Raw genomic sequence first — 19,505 nt, forward strand, 5'->3', positions numbered from 1 at the left:
GATGATCGAATGCAAGATTCGCGTCGCAGGATGCCCGCAGTTCTGGATCGCCATATCGAAAGCGAAGACCAGGACGCCTTTGGACACCGCCACTATGCTCAGGCATTGCGCTGCCTGATCGAGGATGAAGGGCATCAACCCCCTTTTAGCATCGGTTTGTTGGGCGGCTGGGGTACCGGCAAGAGTTCGGTGAAGGAGCTCTACACGCGGGCACTGGCAGACGATACCTCGACTGCTGGAGGTCGGCAGCCCAGAAGCCAGCGCTTCAAGAGCATCACCTTCAACGCCTGGCGCTTCGGTGGAAAAGAACAGGACATTAAACGAGCGCTGCTTCGCCACGTGTTTCTTGAGTTGGGAGGTGATGAGAGCAAGCTGCAGGACGACCTCTACCGAAACGTCACCCACACCACGTCAGTGCCCAAGAAGTTAAAGGAGCTTATCAAGGAGCACCTTTTCAGTTGGGTAGCGCCGGTGCCTGCGTTCGCGATCGCCTTTACTGTCTATGTCATCTTGGTGATCGCCGGCCTGATGTTGCTACCGTTAGATGGTGGCATAGCCCAGGGGCTCTTCGTAACCGCAGTTAGTGCTGTCTACGCCTACCTGATTAGCGTCATGAAACCCTCAGCAGTGAACCCATTCAATATCGTTTCCCGAGTGCATCTGCCTAGCGTAAGTGCGGAGCAGTACGAGGAGTTGCTCCTCCAGCAGCTACGCAAATTCAAGCCCAGCAAAGACAATTCAGTGCCCTACGAGCGGCTGGTCATTTTCGTTGATGATCTCGATCGCCTCTCCGCAGAAGAGATGGTGCTGGGATTGGACGCTGTCCGCACCTTTATGGAAATCCCGATAGAAAAACTGCCCAAAAACCTCGGTCTAGTGTTTGTCATCTCGTGCGATGAAGGCAAGGTAGCAGACGCCCTCTTCAAGCGCCGGAGTAACCCTGAGCAGCCTGGCTCGATTTTTAGTTCAGCAGATGCCCGCCGCTATCTCGACCGCATTTTTCAATTCAGGCTTGAGATTCCACCACCACCACGCAATGACATGCGCCAGTTCGCGCTTTCGAAGCTCAAGCGCTTCCCCGAGCTCGTGCAAGATATCGCTGATAAGGGCGCTTCAGTTGAACAGATCGTGGATCGTATGATTCACGTGAACGTCACCGACCCACGAAATGCCCTTCAGATCGTTAACGCCTTCACTCAGACCTGGTGGTTAGCCAAGACTCGCGAATTCGATGCCATCGGCAGTGACCGCCCTGGGGGGCTGCATGAGGGAGCAGTTACGAAGCACCCGATAGCACTCGGCGCGCTCAGCGCAGCACGCGTCAGCTTCCCGGGTTTCTACCGTGACCTGCAGGATGATCCTCAACTTCTGCTCCGCCTAACCAACCTTATGGTCAGGCAAACGTCGCTACATGACGAGCCGCTTGAGGCGCATCACGTCCTGAAGCGATATGTCACGCAGGAAGGAGATGACAAACCCGTACTGGTTGACGGATGCCGGGATCTGCGCCAGTTCCTGGCGAGCCTGGTTGGCATCAACTGGCCCGAATCTCTGCAGAGTCTTCTCTTGCTCTCTGAAGACACGGTCACTCGCCAGTATGGTGCTCACGCTTCACGGATCTACAACCAGTTGGTTTCGGGTGATACCCAGGGCTTCCTGGAGACCCTCTCCCCACGAGCAAACGACCTGTTAAGCGATGTTGAGGGGCAGTTGTTGCACAACATGCTCAGTGAGCTGCACCGCACCGAACAAGCATTAAAATTCAACGCAATGCGCGTGGTGGCAGACATCATTGATCGTCTGCCAGTCCGTACGCGGGAAATGGTGCTCGGCATTGTTTGCAATGACCTCGTCACCTCTCCAGACCTGCGATCGATCCTGGGCGTCGAGAAAATTGATCGTATCGTTAAGGCAGCCAATCCAGTGGATCAGCAGCACGTAGCTGCTGTGCTAATCGACAGCCTGCTCAACCTTGATAAACCGGGCACACTTGACCTTCCTACGGGCCAAGCGCCCAACATGGAAGAAGCCATCAGCATCGCCAAATGTGCCGCAGACACAGCGCTACACGTGCTGGAGGCTCAGGGCTTGCCTACCCAGGCCAAGCTAACGTTGATGAACTGGCTTACTGAACGAACAGTGACCACCGCTAAAGGCTCTCTCAAACTACCATTCCTCGACTTCCACAAATGGATGGATAACTTTGAGTCGGCGCTTCTTCCGGAGATCGGGCCGGCGTACGTGGATCAGTTAACTGCTGCCCTAGTCGCGTACGAAGTGGACGAAATTGATGACGGCCAAGCCTTGGCGACGCTAGGAACTGAGGTTACCGTCGCTAGGATTAATCATGTCTGGGGACAACTGGCCTTTGAAGGGGAAGATAGCCGGAACAAGATGTGGGCACAGATCAAAGCGGCATGCAGCCTCTATGTGCCTGAGACAATCAACTGCGTGCTCAATGCTCTAGAGCAGCATCATCGCTCCGCCGAAGACAAACAGGTGCTGGAATGCTTGAGGCTCTTGTGCATGCGTGTCAGTGAGGTCAATCAGGCGCCACTTGATTACCAACGAGCCCTGCGCCTGCTTATCGACATTGGCGCTTTGCGGCTTCCTCGCTTCGATACCTCGCACTACCAGGCGTACGCTGGCCTCTGCATTGGACTAAGCGAAATCGATGGCAAGGAAAACGACGCAGCCACAGTCTTGGAAAAATTCGTTGTCCTCGATGAAGAAGCGCTCGGCGATGTATTGGATCATTGGATTGCAACGCCGTTGGAAGATGTCCCTAGCGAATGTCGCAAGGTTCTGTTTGAGGCGTTTGAGAACCTGTCGGAAGGAAACAAGGAGGCTCTCGCAACTCACCTCACACAGCTAACGGAAGGTACGGTGCTTGATGAGCGAGATGAACGTCTCTACACCGACGCAGCCACCTACATTCCTCTAACCTATTGGGGAAAATCGGATCTCCAGGTACATCTCGACAAGCTTCTGACAACGGTGCCAAGCAAAGTTGATGAGTGGGACACATACCTGAAATTCCTGCTTCCAGGTTTGAGTCGCGTAATCCTTCAAAGTAGCCCGAGCATTCTGGGCCCAGCGCTTCAAAAGCTTGTTACCAATGCCAAGGATTATCCGGAGGTATACGAAGAGCTACATCGCACCATGGTCGGCCGCTGGCCGTCAGAGGATGTTCTCACCAGTGGGTACAGCCCGCAGGCTATCATCACTGAAGCGCGTATCGCCGTCACGAAATCACCATGCTGCGTTGGACGGCACACGCTAGCATCGCTGAACAGCATGCTGGTGGACGAGATCGCGCCATCGTCCCTGAGCACGACACTGCTAGAGATCGCTCGCTTTGTTTGGGAGCAAAGCCCAGAAGAAGCCGTTGAGTTCCTGAGCACCAGTGGGCATGAGGTTCCAGTCGAGCAAATGGCCCATTTGCCTGATCCAATCAACTTCGAGAAGCCTGATGAAGTTGCCTTGTTGGAGCGCGTTTGGAAGGCTCTGACGCCTAACCTGTCCATTAAGGATGACTTAGAGACCACCAAAGCCGTGCTGCTACTAGGGATGCGTGGCAATACGCGAGATCCTGATCTGGCGTTGGCCCTATGGTGTGGTGCATTGGCCGCAGAGGCCCATAGCAATCTCAAAAAACTCCTTCTCGACGCAGAGACGACGGATGAACACCGCGCTCGCCTGTTCAAACAAATCGTTCGAGCGGAGGGTGGCCAGGATCACAAAGAATCGCGAGAGGTGCTAACGCTTGCGATCACAATCTTCAAAATGCCGGACAGCCCATTGAGCTGGTCTGCCGTCCATGCATCGCGTGTTGAAATAAGTAAGCGACTTGTAACGCATGAGGAGCGAGTCGACTTTGCTAAGCAGTTGCTGAGCGAGCTTCGAAACGCAGCCTCTGAGACCGTCAAAGGCCATATGGCTATCTGGGCTAAAGCGCTGGGTACCGACGCGGTTCTAAAGGAATTGAATCCTGCCGGGCTGGGGGAGGAAGACCTGAGCATCATCGGCAAGTTTTTCGGCGATAGTCGGACAATGAAAGGACTAACGACTCGCTGGAAAAATCGCAAGTAGAGTCCTTCCCCAGTCTGAGGCTGCCCTGATTGGGCGGCCCGTTGCCAAGCGGTCACGAGCGGTCGGCAAACCCACCTCTGCTAGCTCCGGCCCTGAAGCTGATCGTGTCCGTTATTTCGAAGCAAGGACGGGTACTTCAAATTTGTGAGATTTTGGAATGCCGCAATTTCGAAAAGACAACCACTACGTACCGAAGCTCTACCTGAAGCAGTGGGCGAACAATGGCAAAATCCCCACGTATCGCTTGTTGGTACAGAATGAAAACGTTCCGCTCTGGAGGGAGCAATCCCTGAAAGGGATCGCCTTCCATCAACATCTCTACACCTACTTGGCAGGGCAAGAAGAGACGGATGAGTTCGAACGCTGGCTCGACAGGGAATTTGAAAGTCCTGCTGAAGAAGCCATCCGCCGAGTTGTCCATGAAGAGCGCCTTCTTCCTGAGCACTGGAGAAGGCTTGTACGCTTCGCGGCTGCCTTAGATGTCCGCACTCCCGCTCGCCTTAAACAGTTCATGCGTAACCAGTACGAGACATTGGAAGCGTTGATGGATGAGACCATGCAACGCTCAGTCCGCGATTTGGAAGAGGCAGTCGATAGAAACGAGCGACTTGAATGTGGCTCAGAGGATGCCGATGCTCTCTCCCTCTTCAAGATATCTATCGAGCCTCTACATGACGGCGGCGGGAAGGTAAAAGCAGAGACCATCATTTGCAGACGGCTGTGGATATGGCAAATGAGGCATTTGCTAACAAAAACTTTAGGTCGTGTACCGGCCCATAAATGGACAATTTTGCATGCGCCGCATGGCATGTCATGGCCGACATCAGACAGCCCACTGATACGGCTTAATTTCCAAGACTCAGAAAACTATGACTTTGGTGGAGGTTGGGGTGTCAAGAACGGAGACATACTCCTGCCTTTGAGCCCGAAACACCTTCTTCACACGTCCATTGGTAACCGACCATGGCGTCGAGGTACGACGCCCAATGTAGAGATCTATCGGTTGATGCGAAAGATCATAATCGAGCACGCTGATCGATACGTCTTCGCTCAAGATCCTAGTGATATCCACTTGATTAGACCCAGACTGGTCTGCCCCAAGACCTATGAAAATGAGCTGGAAACCTGGCAGAACTGGCATCGCTCTCAGTGCCAAGCTGAGATAGAGCTACAGCGGTAAAGGCCAACCTCAGAGGTCCGGACGAATTTCCATTTGTTTGGGGTGAAATCCAAATACTGCTCTGGAAGATTTTCCATCTGGGTGTCTGAACTCAACGATCCATCACGCCAGACGGTACCTACCTGAAAATAACTGAGGTAAGGCAATCCGATTGGGACAGTGCGAAACATCCCAAGCCGCCCGCTGGCGTCAACACTGCGAAAATGCACGTTGACCAACGGAACGGTTTTTTCCCGAGTATTCGGGGTGAAAGAGCCATACCACAACACAAGTTAGTCACCTGTGATGTCTTTAAAGCGGCCGGCAAGACTGATCTGTGGCTTAGGGTAAGAGAAAGCACAACGGGTGACCGAATGTGGCCAGGAAGGCTCCAGCCTGAAAGGAGCTTGATCGTAAAAACTCAGTGTTAAATCTGACAAGCTTCACCTCAATGTATCTCTCAGCCCCCGACGAAGCTTCATGCCTTTGACCTGACGAGGGTGCTCTCGCGCTTTCTACCCAGCACTGAAATCTCCTCAATGTAAGGTAAAGGATTCTTTTCCTTAATCCCGATTTCAGCAGCTTAAGGCAAATATTCTTTCCTTTGTTCCTACCGGGATTGGCTTAGTGCGTCGCAGATTCCTAAAACGTAATGGACCACTACGACGATCTGCAAAATTTAGCAAAAATGAATACCTTTAGCTCAGGACTCATTCCACGGGTCGACTGCATATTCCGCGGGATCAGCCTTCGCGCGGCAAACGATCCCTAACTGGCGCATTTTTTCAATAAATCCGGGATCATCACCAGTGAGATGACTACCATCTGGGGCTTCGCCATAAGCCGAGGGCTGGTGCACTGTTACGTTGTGCGTGTTGCCGCTGACCGGAAATTGTCCCAGTGAGGATGCGGCAAAGACCCGCGAACTGGCGGCATACGCAGTGAACGACTTTGTGGTTGTCTTTGCGAAAGTGGCCAATGGTTTTGATTTCCGGGGCCAAACTCCCCGCTAGCCACATCAACTCCACGGTACGCTCGGATACACCCTCAAGCTGGCGGCTGTACTCAATCCGATTGAGATAGCCGTAGATATAGATTTTCAGCGACATCTCTAGATGATATGCCAGACGACCCGTTGCGGCAGGATCGACGCCCTCAAAAAAAAGTGCATCCAGGTCGAGTTCGTCGACGAAAGCACAACCACGTGCACCGGATTTTTTTGGTTACGTAATCGTCCAGACACTCCGGCACGTTAACCAGCAGCGGGCAACGAGAACTGGAATATGGCACCCCGGGGTTGATTGGCGCACGCCCACAATTTTCCCCCGTGGGCCTCGACGATAGAACGGCAGATGGACAGCCCCAACCCCAATCCGGCGGACTTGGTGGTATAGAACGATGCAAACACGTGCTCGCCATCCCCGCCGGTGAATCCCGGCCCCGAATCACTGACGCATACCCGGACCCAACCTGCATCATTGAGCATCGAGCGAATGCGCAGTTGCCGAACCCCATCGCTGACTGCACCCATTGCTTCCAGCGCATTGATCATCAGGTTCAGCAGCACCTGCTGCAACTCCACCCGGTCACCTTCAACAAGGGGGAGACCATCGGCCAGTTGCGTCTGCAACGTGGCTCCGCATTTCGCAACCTGGCTACGAGTAAACTCAACCATTTCGCGGATCATCGCGTTGATGTCCATGGGTTCCTTTTGCGCCGGTGCGTTACGGATATGACCCCGGATGCGACCAAGCACATCCGCAGCCCGATTGGACTGCTTGACCAGGCTGTCCAGCGCCTGCCGAACTTCGCCGAACTCAGGCGGCTGCATATTGAGCCAGCGTAGGGCGGCATGCGCGTTCATCAGGGTGGCAGCGATCGGCTGACTGACTTCGTGAGCGATCGAGGCAGTGAGCTGGCCCATGGTCGCCACGCGATTGGCGTGGGAGAGCTCTGCCTGTACATCGCGATAGCGTTGCTCACTGTCACGTGCTTGTTGCTCCGCCTGTTTGCGTTCGGTCAGATCGAGCACAAAAGCGATTCCTTCCCTGCGCCGGCCTTCGAACATCGCCAAACCGACCATGACAGGGACCCGAGTACCATCCTTTCTGAAATATTGCTTCTCCAAAAGACTCGCGCGCCCACTCTCAAAGGCCTCTGCCATCGCCCGCTCACTGTCCTCACGCAACTCCGGCGGCGTCATGTCGCGCCAGCGGACTTGCCCTGATTCAAGATCCTCACGGTCGTACCCGACCATCCGCAGAAACGCATCATTGGCTTCGATGATGTCACCGTCTGGAGTGCCGACAATGATTCCGATGATATTGGCGTCGACCAATCGACGGATTTTCGCTTCGCGCTCCGCCACGTCACGATACAACCGGGCATTTTCCAGAGAGATTGCGGCTTGCGAAGTCACCACCTTCAACACGGCAATCCGCGCTGGGCTGAATACCCCGGCGGTGAGGTTGTTTTCCAGATAGAGCGCGCCGGTGACTCGGGTCCGATTCATCAATGGCATGCACAAGAGCGAGCGAACGCGATGCTGATGGATGAAAGGGTCGCCAGCGAACGGCGACTCAGTAGAAGCCTCGTCGAGCACCACGATTTCGCGACTGCGAAGGACATGATTCAGCACAGATTCCGGCAACAGCGCCGCGGCCACAAGGATGTCGCTCCGCCGCGTTTCGTTGTCATCCGTGCTGGCTTGCGCAACGATGCGATGTGCGCCGGCCTCCTCCAGAATCAGCAGCCCGCGCTGGGCTCCAGCCTGCTCTATCGCGGTAGTCATCACCATGTCGATCAGTTTTTCCAGAACAAGGTCACTCGACACGGCCTGCGAAACCTTCAACACCGTCGCCAGGTCCAGGTGCTCGACCGGAGTCGCCATGGTCGCGTCCGTGCCGATGGTGCGATCTTCAGGCCGCTGGAAAGGATACAACGCTTCAAGGTGGCGCACCTTGCCATGCGCCCCCCAACGCCAGTAGCCGTAGCGAGCGTCCTGCAGATAGACGCGACCGATTTTTGCAAAGCCTCGCGACGCATAGAAGCGCGACGCCAGTTCGTTGGCCAGTGCCTCTACATGGATGACGTCGCAATTCTGCGCCATCGCAATGGCCCGATCATAGAGTTCCTCGGCCTGTAAGATACGGCCCGCCAGGCGAGCCATTTCAGCGCCAACGAGCGCAACCCGACAGGAAAAATTCTCGGCACATTGCTGAGTCCAGATTTCCAGCTGGCGGTAATCGTCGGCCATTGCCTCTAATGTCCTGGCAATGTCTTCAGCCGAGTCCGAATCAGAACTGGCGGCGTGGGTCAGCGCGTTGTAGAAGTGATATTCGGCCTCTTCGATAAACGAGTGGGAGGTCCAGAGCAACGTTTGCGCCTCGGCAGCGGCATGCCTGGCCCGATCATAGTCGCCCGCCAGGTAGCGAGCCTGCAGTTTGCGGATCCAGTACCAGCATGCCAACACGCGAGAGATCGACGGAAGACGCCGCTCGAAGTCGGACTCACTGAACAGTTCATCTTCAAGGGTGCCAAATTCGGCGGTGAAACCGCGCAGGGTGCGGATCAATGCAAGCTGGTTCTCGATGAAATCCGTGACCAGGCCAAATTGTACCTTCCTGCTGTACGCAAGACCCCGTTCGGCTTCACCTTGAAGCGCTGTCAACGGCTCGCCCGTAAACAGCATGTTCGAATAGAGGCTGTTGCACGCGAAAGCGCCGAAGGGAATATCACCGATGCGATTGGCGGCCTCGAATACCCGATCCAGGGTGGCACGGCTGGTACGCACGGGATGAGTCCAGCGCTCGACAAACAACGCGTAGGACAAATATGTTCGAGGATAGAACCGGTCCAACCCTCGTCGCTGCACTAGGTTGCAGCCTAGCTGACCAAACTGAAATCCCGCCGCATAGTCACCGAAACGCCGACCGGCTACCCTGGGAATATTGGCATAAGCGACACAGGAGGCATCGCCATTGCCGAACTCGATACTTAGATTGATCGCTTTGCAGATTGTCAGGCAGGCGAGATTTGCGTCGGTGTGCAAAGCCGGAGAAAAGAGCGTGGTCAATGCTTCGAGCGTGGCAAGCGCAACGGGATCTTGCATGTGCGGCAAGTCGATGAGCTCCTCGACCGAACGATTGCCAAGCCGAGTCTCGATAAGGTCGTACTCTCGCCGCACCTCGTCGTCCCCCGGATGGGAAGACCAGTCGATACCCACGTGACGAAGAAAGGCCAGGCAGGCGGCCACAGCATGGTCTCGCTGGTCGAGGACTAGATACAGGTCAACCTGCAAGCAGGCGACCGATGACCATTCGAGTGCCGTCAGATCGCGCTTCGACAGCGCCATTAGTCGCTCTTCGGCTATTGAGTGTTGCCCGGTCAGAAACTCGCAGGCCGATCGGTTCAACGCTAATGCAAAACTCAGATCACGCTGGCGCGACCAGTCGTCTTCGCCCAGCAGTTGTTCGCCCTCGCGCAGATAATTGAGCGCTGATGCGTACGCAGTCGACGCCCTCGCGCGCTGGCCGGCGACAAGGTTCAAATGCGCCAGGCCTTCACGTTCGTGTTGGTCGGTGATCAGACAAGCCCCACGATCAAGCTGGCTGACGATCTCGAAAACGGCCTCTTCTTGTTGATGCCCAGGTGTCTGTGCCAGCAGTAAGCGACCGATGCGTAGATGCGTAACGGGGCGCAAGTGCTCAGGAATCAGCGAGTAGGCAGCTTCCTGAACACGGTCGTGAACGAACGCATAGGCATCGCCTTGCCGCTCAACCAGTTCTTGGCGGATCGCCTCCCATAACACACCCGGCACCTGCGCCTCCGGTATGTCCAGCACAATGGCCAGCTTGCTGACGCCGGAGGCATTGCCCAGGCAGGCCATCTGCTGCAGCGCCTGCTGCGTCGCACTCGGAAGCCGCGCCAGGCGCGCGACGAGCAGATCGACAATATTGTCGGTGTAACCTTTGGCATGGATGCGATCAGGGTCCCACTGCCACTGTCGTACAACAGGGTCAAAGGCGAGCAAGCCCTCTTCGGCGAGCGTCTGCAGAAACTGAATGACAAAGAATGGATTACCGGCAGTCCTGCCCAGCACCAACCTGGCCAGCGGCTCGACGTGCGCCGCATCGCAGCGCAGCGAATCGGCGATCAAACCCACGATGGATGCTTCAGACAGCGGTACCAGGGTAACTTCATTGATCCTGGCACCCATCCCCCTCATTCGTCCAAGCCTGCCCGTCAACGGGTGCGTGGCATCCACCTCGTTATCGCGATAGGCGCCGATCAACATCAAATGGTTCAGGTCCGAGCCCGTCACCAAATCTTCGAGCAGATCGAGGGTTGCTGCATCCAGCCATTGCAAATCGTCGAGAAACAGCGCCAGCGGGTGTTCCGCCCTGGCAAACACCCCGATGAATCGCCGGAACACCAGCAAGAACCTGCGCTGGGCCTGCAGCGGCTCCAGATCCGGTACCAATGGCGGTTCGCCTATGATGAGTTTGAGCTCGGGAATGAGGTCGGTGATAAGCCGCGCTTCAGGTTGCAGCCCGGTCTGCAAGGCGTCTCGCCATTGCGTCAGTTCGGTGTCGCTTTTGCCCAGCAGGCTACGCACGAGCCGCTGGAACGCCTGCACCAGCGTCGAGTACGGAATATCACGCTTGTACTGATCGAACTTCCCAAAAGCGAATAACCCGCGCGACGGCACCAGCGCCTTGCGCAGCTCATTGACCACCGATGATTTCCCGATTCCCGAGTACCCGCAGATCAGCACTACCTCTGGCGTGCCGTTACTGACGACTCGATCGAAAGCGCTGATCAGAACGCCGACCTCGCTTTCACGCCCGTAAAGATGCTCGGCAATCAGCAAGCTGTCGGATGTGCAGTACTCATTGAGGGTGAACTCGCTGATTCGCCCATCACTCTGCCACTGCGCCAGGCAGCGCCTGAGGTCGACTTCAAGGCTTGCGGCTGACTGATAGCGCTCCTCGGCCGTCTTGGCTAGCAATTTCATGACCATCGCGCCAAGCATCCCGGGAACGGTAGCAACACGGACGCTGGGGGGCACTGCCTGTTTGGCGACGTGACAGTGAATCCATTCCATGGGGTCCGACGCGGCAAACGGAAGGGATCCGGTCAGCATCTGATAGAACATGACGCCCAGCGAGTAGAGGTCGCTGCGTGAATCGATCGAGCGATTCATTCTGCCGGTCTGTTCGGGCGCCATATAAGCGAGTGTGCCAGCGACGATCTCGGGAGGTAGTCGCTCTCGTGGCAGTTGTGAGGCCAGGCCAAATCCGGTGAGACGCGCAAGACCGTCCTCGCAATGGACGATGATATGGGCGGGTTTGAGATCCTTGTGAATGATGCCGCGCTGGTGAAGCCCAGCCACGGCTGATGCTATTTTGGTGGCCTGGTGCAAAAATTCCGGCACCTGCATCGGCTCCGTCAGCAAGCGCGCAAGAGGCTCGCCACCATGATCTACAAGCACAAGCGAGGTTCTGCCGTGTTCACGCAGCAGTTCCAGCGGCCGCACCGCCCAGGCATCTTCCAGCTCGTCCCTCAATGAGAACTCGTGCTTCAGGCGATCCAGGCTTTCAGGCGAAGGCTGATCGCCGCCAGCCCGCACAATTAGGAAGCTGGCGCCATCGTGCCTGCCCGGCAGATCACCGCGACTGAGGACCCGTTCACCATCATCCCAAAGTGTTTGCATGCAGAGAGCCTAAGACTGGAGCGATGAAATTTATGTGCCACGCCTCACTGCGTCGCGGTTGTTGATGCCGGCGGTCATGTTGCGCGCAGACAGGGAGCTAGTCCGAAGTCGCATCCCGCATCGGGAGGACTGAGCAGCCGCCCGCGGGCCGGAGGCCCTATTTAGACAGCAATCATTTTGTTCCAAATGCCCGGAGAAATGTCGTGACGGCAAGATCGATCCATTGATCCTGCTGAGCTTCGGAAGGCAGTGAAGCCGGATGCGTGAGGCCCTGAATCTGCGCCTCTGACCGGACAAGGTTGTTGAAGACAGACGCCGCTGCCTCCAGCCCCACACTGCTCACATCGAGCGCACCATCGGCGCAGGCCTTGTCCAGGTACCGCGCCACGAGCTTGTTCATCGATTGCGGCCCCACCAGATAAAAGCGCCTCGCCAACTGAGGGAATCGTGGCGCTTCACCCACGATGACCCGGAACAGCGCCAGCCCCCCGGGCGACAGAAAAATATTCATGTAGGCACGGGCCAGCCCCGTGAGGACTTCCCGGACATTATTTTGCGAGGGCGATATCTCGCCCACTTCGCGCAGTGCCCTCTCGCATTCGGCCTCGATGACCGATTCGAACAGGGCTTCCTTGGTCGGGTAGTAGGCATACACCGTTGACTTCGAAACACCGGCTGCACGCTGAATCATGTCTGTCGTGGCCGCAGTAAAACCATGCTCCAGAAAAACTGCGCGCGCACCGGCGACGACCATCTTCACTTTGTCCATCAACACCGCCAATCAGTCAGAAGGAAGAATGCCGACTCGCGCTTTGGCTATTGCAAGGCCATAAGCTCAACATGTTGGAATCATTCATGAATCGGACCCTTCGGTTCGGTTTATAAAGACATTTATACGCCTTTTTTAAGGCAATTTACAGGCTGTCCGTTTGACGCATCGAACCGATCGGTTTACATTCGCGCCGATTCGTATTCAGGCAAGCGACGGGACCACTGTCAATCATGAATGAGTCACAACAAACGCCACGCTCGGCGTTCGGTCAGCGCTCAGCAGCCAACGTCACATCCAAACTCGCTTCGCCGAGGTGGTCGCGTGGCTGACTCGAAGAACAAACCGCTGTCGGGCGCAAGCCTGATTATCGCCGCCGTTGTCCTGTCATTGGCCAACTTCATGGTTGTGCTCGACACGACCATCGCCAACGTAGCGATGCCGACCATTTCAGGTTTTCTGGGGGTGTCGACCACGGAGGGCACATGGATCATCACCTCCTACGCCGTAGCTGAAGCCATCACGATCCCGCTCACCGGTTGGCTGGTACGGCAGTTCGGTGAAGTCCGGCTCTTCCTGGTATGTCTGTCTGCCTTTGTATTTTTTTCAGTGTGCTGCGGACTGTCCTGGTCCCTGGAAAGCCTGGTGCTGTTCCGGGTACTGCAAGGGTTGGCCGGCGGCCCTCTGATCCCCTTGTCATCGACCTTGATGCTGTCGGTCTTCCCCAAGGACAAATCCAATATCGCGCTGTCACTGTGGGGAATGATGACTGTGGTCGCCCCCATTTTCGGCCCGATTTTCGGTGGTATCATTTCCGATAACTGGCACTGGGGCTGGGTGTTTCACATCAATGTCGGGTTTGGCGCGCTTGTCATGCTAGGCAGCCTCAGCGTGTTGCGTGGCCGCGATGGCCCCACAACGCGCTCGAAAATTGATATGGCCGGGCTGGTGCTGCTTGCCATATTTGTCACCAGTTTCCAACTGATGCTCGACAAGGGTCGAGAGCTGGACTGGTTTTCATCACCCTTCATCACCGTGTGCGCAATCGTTGCCATCATTGCACTGCTGGTTCTGTTGATATGGGAGCTGACCGACCCGAATCCCATCATTGACTTGAGTGTCTTCCGCTCACGCAATTGGCTGGTATCGACCATTACCCTGAGCCTGATGTTTGGCATTTTCTTCGGCAATATTGTGCTGACGCCTTTATGGCTTCAGCAACAAATGGGTTACACAGCAACCTGGGCAGGTCTGGCAACCGCCCCCATGGGAATACTGGCTGTCATCACTGCCCCCATCGTGGGGCGACTGATGCCGAAAATTGATCCACGCTGGATCGTGACTTATGGAATGAGTGTGCTAGCCCTTTCTTTCTTCATGAGAGCTCACTTCACGACACAGGCCGATTACCTATCGGTCGCGACGGCCATGTTCGTCCTCGGCGCAGGCATTCCAGCCTGCATGATCACACTGACCGCATTGGGGATCTCCGATCTTCCCGCCGACAAGGTAGCGAGCGGAGCAGGGCTACAGAATTTCCTGCGGGTATTGTCCATGGCCATCGGCTCCTCATTGACCCTGACTTATTGGGAGCACATGACGAAAGCGAACCGCTCGGAATTGGTGGCCAGCATTCGACCCGGCGCAGAGCAGGAAATGATCACAGCCGCGACCCGGTCAGGGATAAGCCATGACGGCGCCATCGCGCTTTTCTCAAAAACCGTAGACAGCCAAGCCGTCATGCTGGCCACCAACGATTTTTATGCATGCGCCGTTGTATTGATGACGATATCCATAGGGGCAGTCTGGTTAGTGAAACGCCCGAAAGGCCCGCTAAAGCCCAGTGAACATCACTGATATCAGCCATAGGTTATTACGTTTTGTTCGCTGCTTGCCTATTAGTCAGGTCCTTTAAGTGAAATCGTCACATTTCAAGATCTTCAATAATAGAAAAATGTAGAGCCCCCAATATAAGTGCATTGCACGATACAAATGCTCATTGCCGGATAGGCTTGCACCGTCCGGCAATGAGTCAATCCACTATTTAATAATCAGGACTGGCTGGAAGTATCATCCGCCGCAGGTTTCACATAAGGCATCGGTTGTATTCCATCACTTCCTGCAAGTTCCGGTAAACCTTTGAGTGCCTGTAGCAGTTGCGCCGTTGCACCTGCCAGCGAACTGTTGAGGCTTGCCAACTGTTGATTGATAGCACTGATACGCTGGGTTTTTTCCTCGCTTGAGAGATTGCGACTGGCTTGAACAGCCTGGAGCTGAGTCTGCTGTTCCTGGATCGCTTCCTGTAGCTCCTTTATCTGCTCCCGAATTTTCTCCAGTATTTTCTCTTGATCCACATCCGTGGAGGCTTTGGTGTGCTTGGCTGACGCCGAAGCCTGCAGACCTTCGCTCGAAAGGCTTACCTTGACGGCTTGCGGAGTCGATGGGGCGACATTGGTGGTTGAGTCGGCATCAGATTTGACCGGCTGTGTCGGAACATTCAGGTGCAGGATCTTAATCGAAGGAGGTGCGATGTCATTGAAAGTAGCTCCCGTTATTGTACTCATTCCAAACACTCCATTTTCGACAGAATTATACGTTGATGCGCTATGTTTTTTTGCTTTTGTAGTTTTTTGGCAAATATGAAAAGAGTCAAGCCGCCAGCTTTTGCTTGGCAGGAATTTAGGGTTATTTGTCTGCCTGCTGGCCACGCTGATTCAATACAATATTTATTGCAAATAAGTTTAATAAGATTCCCGATTTATTACTGCGGCAACATCGGACAAATATGGTCAGCTTCAAATTCTACTTACGGTTCGATCAACTCATCCCTCGGAATAAAAGTTCGACAATAAAAGGCTGAGCACTCAATGTGGTCATGGCAAACGACCCCTCTTTTATTAGCGCTATGCACGCTTTCAGCAACAGCGTCCGCAGAAACATTAACGATTTCTGTCGAAGATGCCGCACCACCGTGGTCCATAAGGGATGGCACCGGCTTCGCTAATGATGTTGTCATCGCTGCCTTCAAAGAAATGTCGGTCAGCGTGCAACTCAACGTCATGCCGTATGCACGCTGCAAATACATGGCGCTCAACGGCACAACGGTTGCCTGCTTCAACATGAGTGGCGTGCCCGAATTCGAGGGAAAAATCAGACTGGCTTCACTTCCCATCTATAGCGCCAGCAACGACATATTCGAAAGAATCGATGACCCTTTACCCAAGCCCCCAGACGGGAAATGCACTTTGCCCCCTGGCTCCGTGGGCATTTCCAGGGCTTATGAATATTCGTCCGAAGCAACTGCACTGCAGTCGTCCAACGTGGTGTTCGAAAGCGCGGCTTCCGATGTGCAGAACCTTGAAAAGCTCGCCGCCGGGCGCTTGAAAGCCGCCTTGATCATCACCAGTCAATGGCAGGACAGGAGTGAAAAGGCACGTCGGTCAGGGACGGAAACCGCCGTTCGGTTTTCCTTCAACTGCGGCAGAACAAACGTGGGAATTGGCTTCAGTCTGGCCCACCCGGATGGTTTGCGAGCTTTGGAGATGTATGACGAAGGCTATCGGCGGATCCAGGCCAACGGTGTGCTCGAGCAAATTTACCATCGATGGTTCACGGCAGCGAATCACCGGTCATGATGGCCGTGGTGACGGTGCTGAGACGGGTGGCAATCGACGTCCTGCGAACGTTGGCTGAGCAGAACACTCGCGCGTCGGTCCAAAAGACACCGATGCATTGCGCGCCCTGCCACCTCCCGCTGACCATTCGCCAGCCAACTAGATGTCGCCAGCGTCATCTGGGTGGCGGCGCTACGTCACGCCTTGTCTTTGGCCTCCATTGCTATAGGAGCGAGCAGGACCAGCACACTCTGTGGACAGTCCAACCCACTGCGATCTCCAAGGGCCTATGTCTCCTGGCCCAGACCTACCCTGGCCGGTATTATCATCAGGCTGTCGACCAAGCGATTGACACTCCAATCCGGATTCCTGAAACAATGCGGTATTGGCCTTCCCTGCGCCCGCAAACCTTTGCCGTTCGTCGGCATAGATTTGCCCATTCCGCGGTGAAAAGGCTGTCTTTTAACGTTTAAGCTATTGATTTAAATAGAATTTTCATTATAGGTATATTTTTTGCGTGAAGTCCTGCTCCAAAATCATCCAAAAGGACTTTTTTTATGTTGGTCAGTGCCAAACAAAATCTGGTCATGCCGCTTCCCAAGCGTCCCGGCGAAGACGCCACTGCCGAGGCTGCTGCCGGCCTGCAAAGCGTCATAACCTTGGCTCTGCAGAACAACGTGCAGGCGCAGGACCCCCAGATCACTACACAGGTTCAGGAATCCGCTACGGGGCAGACTACGCAGCAGGTCAGCGAGGCTACCAAGATCAGCGACAACGTTAACGAAGCATTCGCTAAGACCCGTGTGAATCTACAAGCGGTCTATGCGCCATTGCCTGAAGGCGTGGCGGAGGCCGTCAATGGCGTAGGGTCGGCCACTTCCGAATTCAAAGAATACATGAGCAAGACCCCGGAACAGCGTATCCACGACGCGATACTGGAAGAGATGGGCCTGACTCAGGAACAAGTCGACGAGATGCCGCCGGAGAGACAAAAGGCTATAGGCGAGGAAGTCGCCCGGCGCATGCAGGAAAAAGCGGAAATCGTCGAGCAGGAGAAAGAGCAGAAGGGTGGCGACCAGAACAAGAGTCAGGTGGTGGACAAGTTCCTCGCAGCACTCTGACCACACCCTGGTTGGGGCTGGGCTGCAACCCCTGTGGGAGCGTGGCTTGCTCACGATGGTTAACTTTTACGTTGGATGCCTGACACCCCGCGTTTTCGTTGGCCTCCATCGCGAGCCAGCTCGCTCCTACAGGTTTGTGGTCAATTCAATTGTAGGGTGGAATTGAACTGGCTGATCGTATCTACCACACGCCTCGAGCCCTGTTGAATCTCGAGAATCAGCTGCCCCGCCTCATTTGCCAGCTCAATCCCGATTTCGGTGCGGCTCAGTCTCGATTGCATGCTGGTCACCGCACTCACGACAAACGAAGATTCTTACGCAATTCAACTGTGTGAGCCTACTGGCTAGACGGAGAGTAGGACGACATCATTGTCGAGGTGACAGCGGCCCACTCTAAATTTGGCCGAGCTCCACCGAGCCATCAAAAATCCCAAAACGCCGCCACCCACCGAAACGCATCCCCATCTACCTTCACCCGCCCAACCGAAGGAAACGGCAAGTGCGTCGCTACAAACAACTCCCCGCTCGCCGCTGCCTCTTGCATCAAACGAACTCGAACCCGCACTGACTCCTCTGGATCATGTTCAAACCCGTTATGCCAGTCCGGATGCTCGAACGCCACTGGAAACAGCGCGTCCCCAGCAAAGGTCAACCGCTCGCCACCCGAGTTCACATACACCACACAATGCCCCGGCGTGTGACCGCCAGTCAGCTTTGCAACCACGCCCGGTGCAACTTCGTATTCATCTTCGAACGTGCGCACCTTGTCGCCGTAGACAGCCATGAACTCATTGGCAGTCGACCGCAGTACATCCGGCACGGGTGACGGCATTTCAGTCTGGGTGAAATCCGGCGATTCCCAGAAGGCGACTTCGGTCGCCGTCACGTGGATCCGCACATCCGGACGCAACCGGTTCTTCACTTCGTCAACCAGCAGCCCGCCGATGTGGTCCATGTGCATGTGGGTAATCACCACATCAGTCACCGACTCCAGCTCGATCCCCGCGCCCGACAGCCGCTTGGGAAATTGTCCGGCGCGCGGGAAGCCTGGGAACTGCCCGCCTAGGCCGGCGTCGACCAGAATGGTCTGCTCACCGCTGCGCACCACCAATACGTTCAACGCCCAATCGAAAGCGTCCGGGCCGAGGAACATGTCCTTGAACCAGGCAGCGCGAACGGCCGGGTCCGCGTTGGTGGACATGGTCGATGTCGGCAGCGGCAGCACGCCATCGCTGATCACCAGCACGTCAATTTCGCCAACCCGTACCGCGTAGCGCGAAGGCACCAGCTCTTCGAACCCCGATCCCTGTTGACCGTCGGTTTCAGCCTTTGGGGCAGTGTGATTCAGATGCGTCGTCATGGTCATTCTCCTGTTGCCTGGATCGGCGAACACTCCACTTTCGGTGTGAAAGTGGCGTGTCGCCCGGAGAAATGAGTCTGCATTGCGGCGAGTGCGCTCGATACCATACGCGGGTATAGACGCCTCACGCATTAGGGTGATCAGTCTGAGCAAATGTATGAAAGGTCGCCAAAATCAGACCATGTAGAAACGGCGGCATGAGGGGGGAGCAAAGATTGAAAAAACGCGAGAAAACTACCGAGCGCCGCCCGGCCTATGAGCGGTAGCTATTTCGATGCAGTTGAGCAGTTTGTCGACGTCACAGGGTTTGGACAGGCAACCAATCACCGGAAAAATATTGGCTTCGAGGTGAGCGATCGCCTCCGGATAAGCCGTGATGAATAACGTGGGTATAGTGAAATTCATCGCGATCAGATGCTCATGCAACTCGACACCAGTTACAGCGGGCATCTGCACATCCGTTATCAGGCACTGCGTATCTGCCATGTCCTTGGAGTAGAGAAAATCCAACGCTCGGCAATAGGTGCGAACTTTATAGCCAATAGACCGTAACAAGCTGTCCAGCGCCATCCGGACAAAATCATCGTCATCAATTATGGCAATAAGTATCGAATCACTTATGTCCTGGTTCATTGAAGATGCTCACGCCATTTCCTGTTATCAGCACAATATACT

At 55.3% G+C, this 19,505-nt stretch carries 10 protein-coding genes and 2 pseudogenes; 5 read left to right on the forward strand and 7 right to left on the reverse strand.

What is annotated here, in order from left to right; translation table 11 throughout:
• Positions 1–9 precede the first annotated feature (9 nt).
• Together KHO07_RS00755 and KHO07_RS00760 are read left to right on the forward strand one after the other, a co-directional pair.
• Positions 10–4,092: a P-loop NTPase fold protein gene (locus tag KHO07_RS00755; protein ID WP_212626247.1), complete on the forward strand. Its 4,083-nt coding sequence runs from the start codon at positions 10–12 to the stop codon at positions 4,090–4,092.
• 157 nt (positions 4,093–4,249) lie between these two features.
• Complete coding sequence (locus KHO07_RS00760) at positions 4,250–5,272, forward strand: DUF4238 domain-containing protein (RefSeq protein ID WP_212626248.1); 1,023 nt, start codon at positions 4,250–4,252, stop codon at positions 5,270–5,272.
• Between the two features lie 881 nt (positions 5,273–6,153).
• Here KHO07_RS00760 and KHO07_RS29070 read toward each other — a convergent pair.
• The 3 genes and pseudogenes from KHO07_RS29070 to KHO07_RS00775 all read right to left on the reverse strand — a co-directional run.
• Positions 6,154–6,541, reverse strand: a pseudogene (locus tag KHO07_RS29070) (transposase); the annotation flags it as partial.
• On the reverse strand, positions 6,504–11,966 hold the full coding sequence (locus tag KHO07_RS00770; protein ID WP_212626250.1) for an AAA family ATPase: 5,463 nt from the start codon (positions 11,964–11,966) through the stop codon (positions 6,504–6,506). The gene KHO07_RS00770 and the pseudogene KHO07_RS29070, both read right to left, overlap by 38 nt.
• 172 nt (positions 11,967–12,138) lie before the next feature.
• Complete coding sequence (locus tag KHO07_RS00775) at positions 12,139–12,735, reverse strand: TetR/AcrR family transcriptional regulator (protein WP_212626251.1); 597 nt, start codon at positions 12,733–12,735, stop codon at positions 12,139–12,141.
• Positions 12,736–13,059: 324 nt separating this feature from the next.
• Between KHO07_RS00775 and KHO07_RS00780 the strand changes: the two genes are divergently transcribed.
• Positions 13,060–14,592, forward strand: coding sequence for a DHA2 family efflux MFS transporter permease subunit (locus KHO07_RS00780; protein ID WP_212626252.1), 1,533 nt, complete (start codon positions 13,060–13,062; stop codon positions 14,590–14,592).
• Between the two features lie 194 nt (positions 14,593–14,786).
• On the opposite strand, the gene KHO07_RS00785 is transcribed toward KHO07_RS00780, so the two are convergent.
• On the reverse strand, positions 14,787–15,299 hold the full coding sequence (locus KHO07_RS00785; RefSeq protein ID WP_212626253.1) for a hypothetical protein: 513 nt from the start codon (positions 15,297–15,299) through the stop codon (positions 14,787–14,789).
• 303 nt (positions 15,300–15,602) lie between these two features.
• Between KHO07_RS00785 and KHO07_RS00790 the strand changes: the two genes are divergently transcribed.
• On the forward strand, positions 15,603–16,370 hold the full coding sequence (locus KHO07_RS00790; RefSeq protein ID WP_212626254.1) for a transporter substrate-binding domain-containing protein: 768 nt from the start codon (positions 15,603–15,605) through the stop codon (positions 16,368–16,370).
• 536 nt (positions 16,371–16,906) lie between these two features.
• On the forward strand, positions 16,907–17,470 hold the full coding sequence (locus KHO07_RS00795; RefSeq protein WP_212626255.1) for a hypothetical protein: 564 nt from the start codon (positions 16,907–16,909) through the stop codon (positions 17,468–17,470).
• A gap of 140 nt (positions 17,471–17,610) precedes the next feature.
• Here KHO07_RS00795 and KHO07_RS00800 read toward each other — a convergent pair.
• The 3 genes and pseudogenes from KHO07_RS00800 to KHO07_RS00810 form a co-directional block, all read right to left on the reverse strand.
• Positions 17,611–17,825, reverse strand: a pseudogene (locus KHO07_RS00800) (hypothetical protein); the annotation flags it as partial.
• A gap of 66 nt (positions 17,826–17,891) precedes the next feature.
• Entirely contained in the window at positions 17,892–18,830 is a 939-nt protein-coding gene (locus KHO07_RS00805) for an MBL fold metallo-hydrolase (protein ID WP_212626256.1), read from the reverse strand.
• 234 nt (positions 18,831–19,064) lie between these two features.
• Positions 19,065–19,463 carry a response regulator gene (locus tag KHO07_RS00810; protein WP_212626257.1) on the reverse strand — a complete coding sequence of 133 codons (399 nt, stop codon included), beginning with the start codon at positions 19,461–19,463 and terminating at the stop codon, positions 19,065–19,067.
• Positions 19,464–19,505: the final 42 nt, after the last annotated feature.

It is taken from the genome of Pseudomonas sp. PP3 (assembly GCF_905336995.1).
Lineage (GTDB): Bacteria > Pseudomonadota > Gammaproteobacteria > Pseudomonadales > Pseudomonadaceae > Aquipseudomonas > Aquipseudomonas reinekei.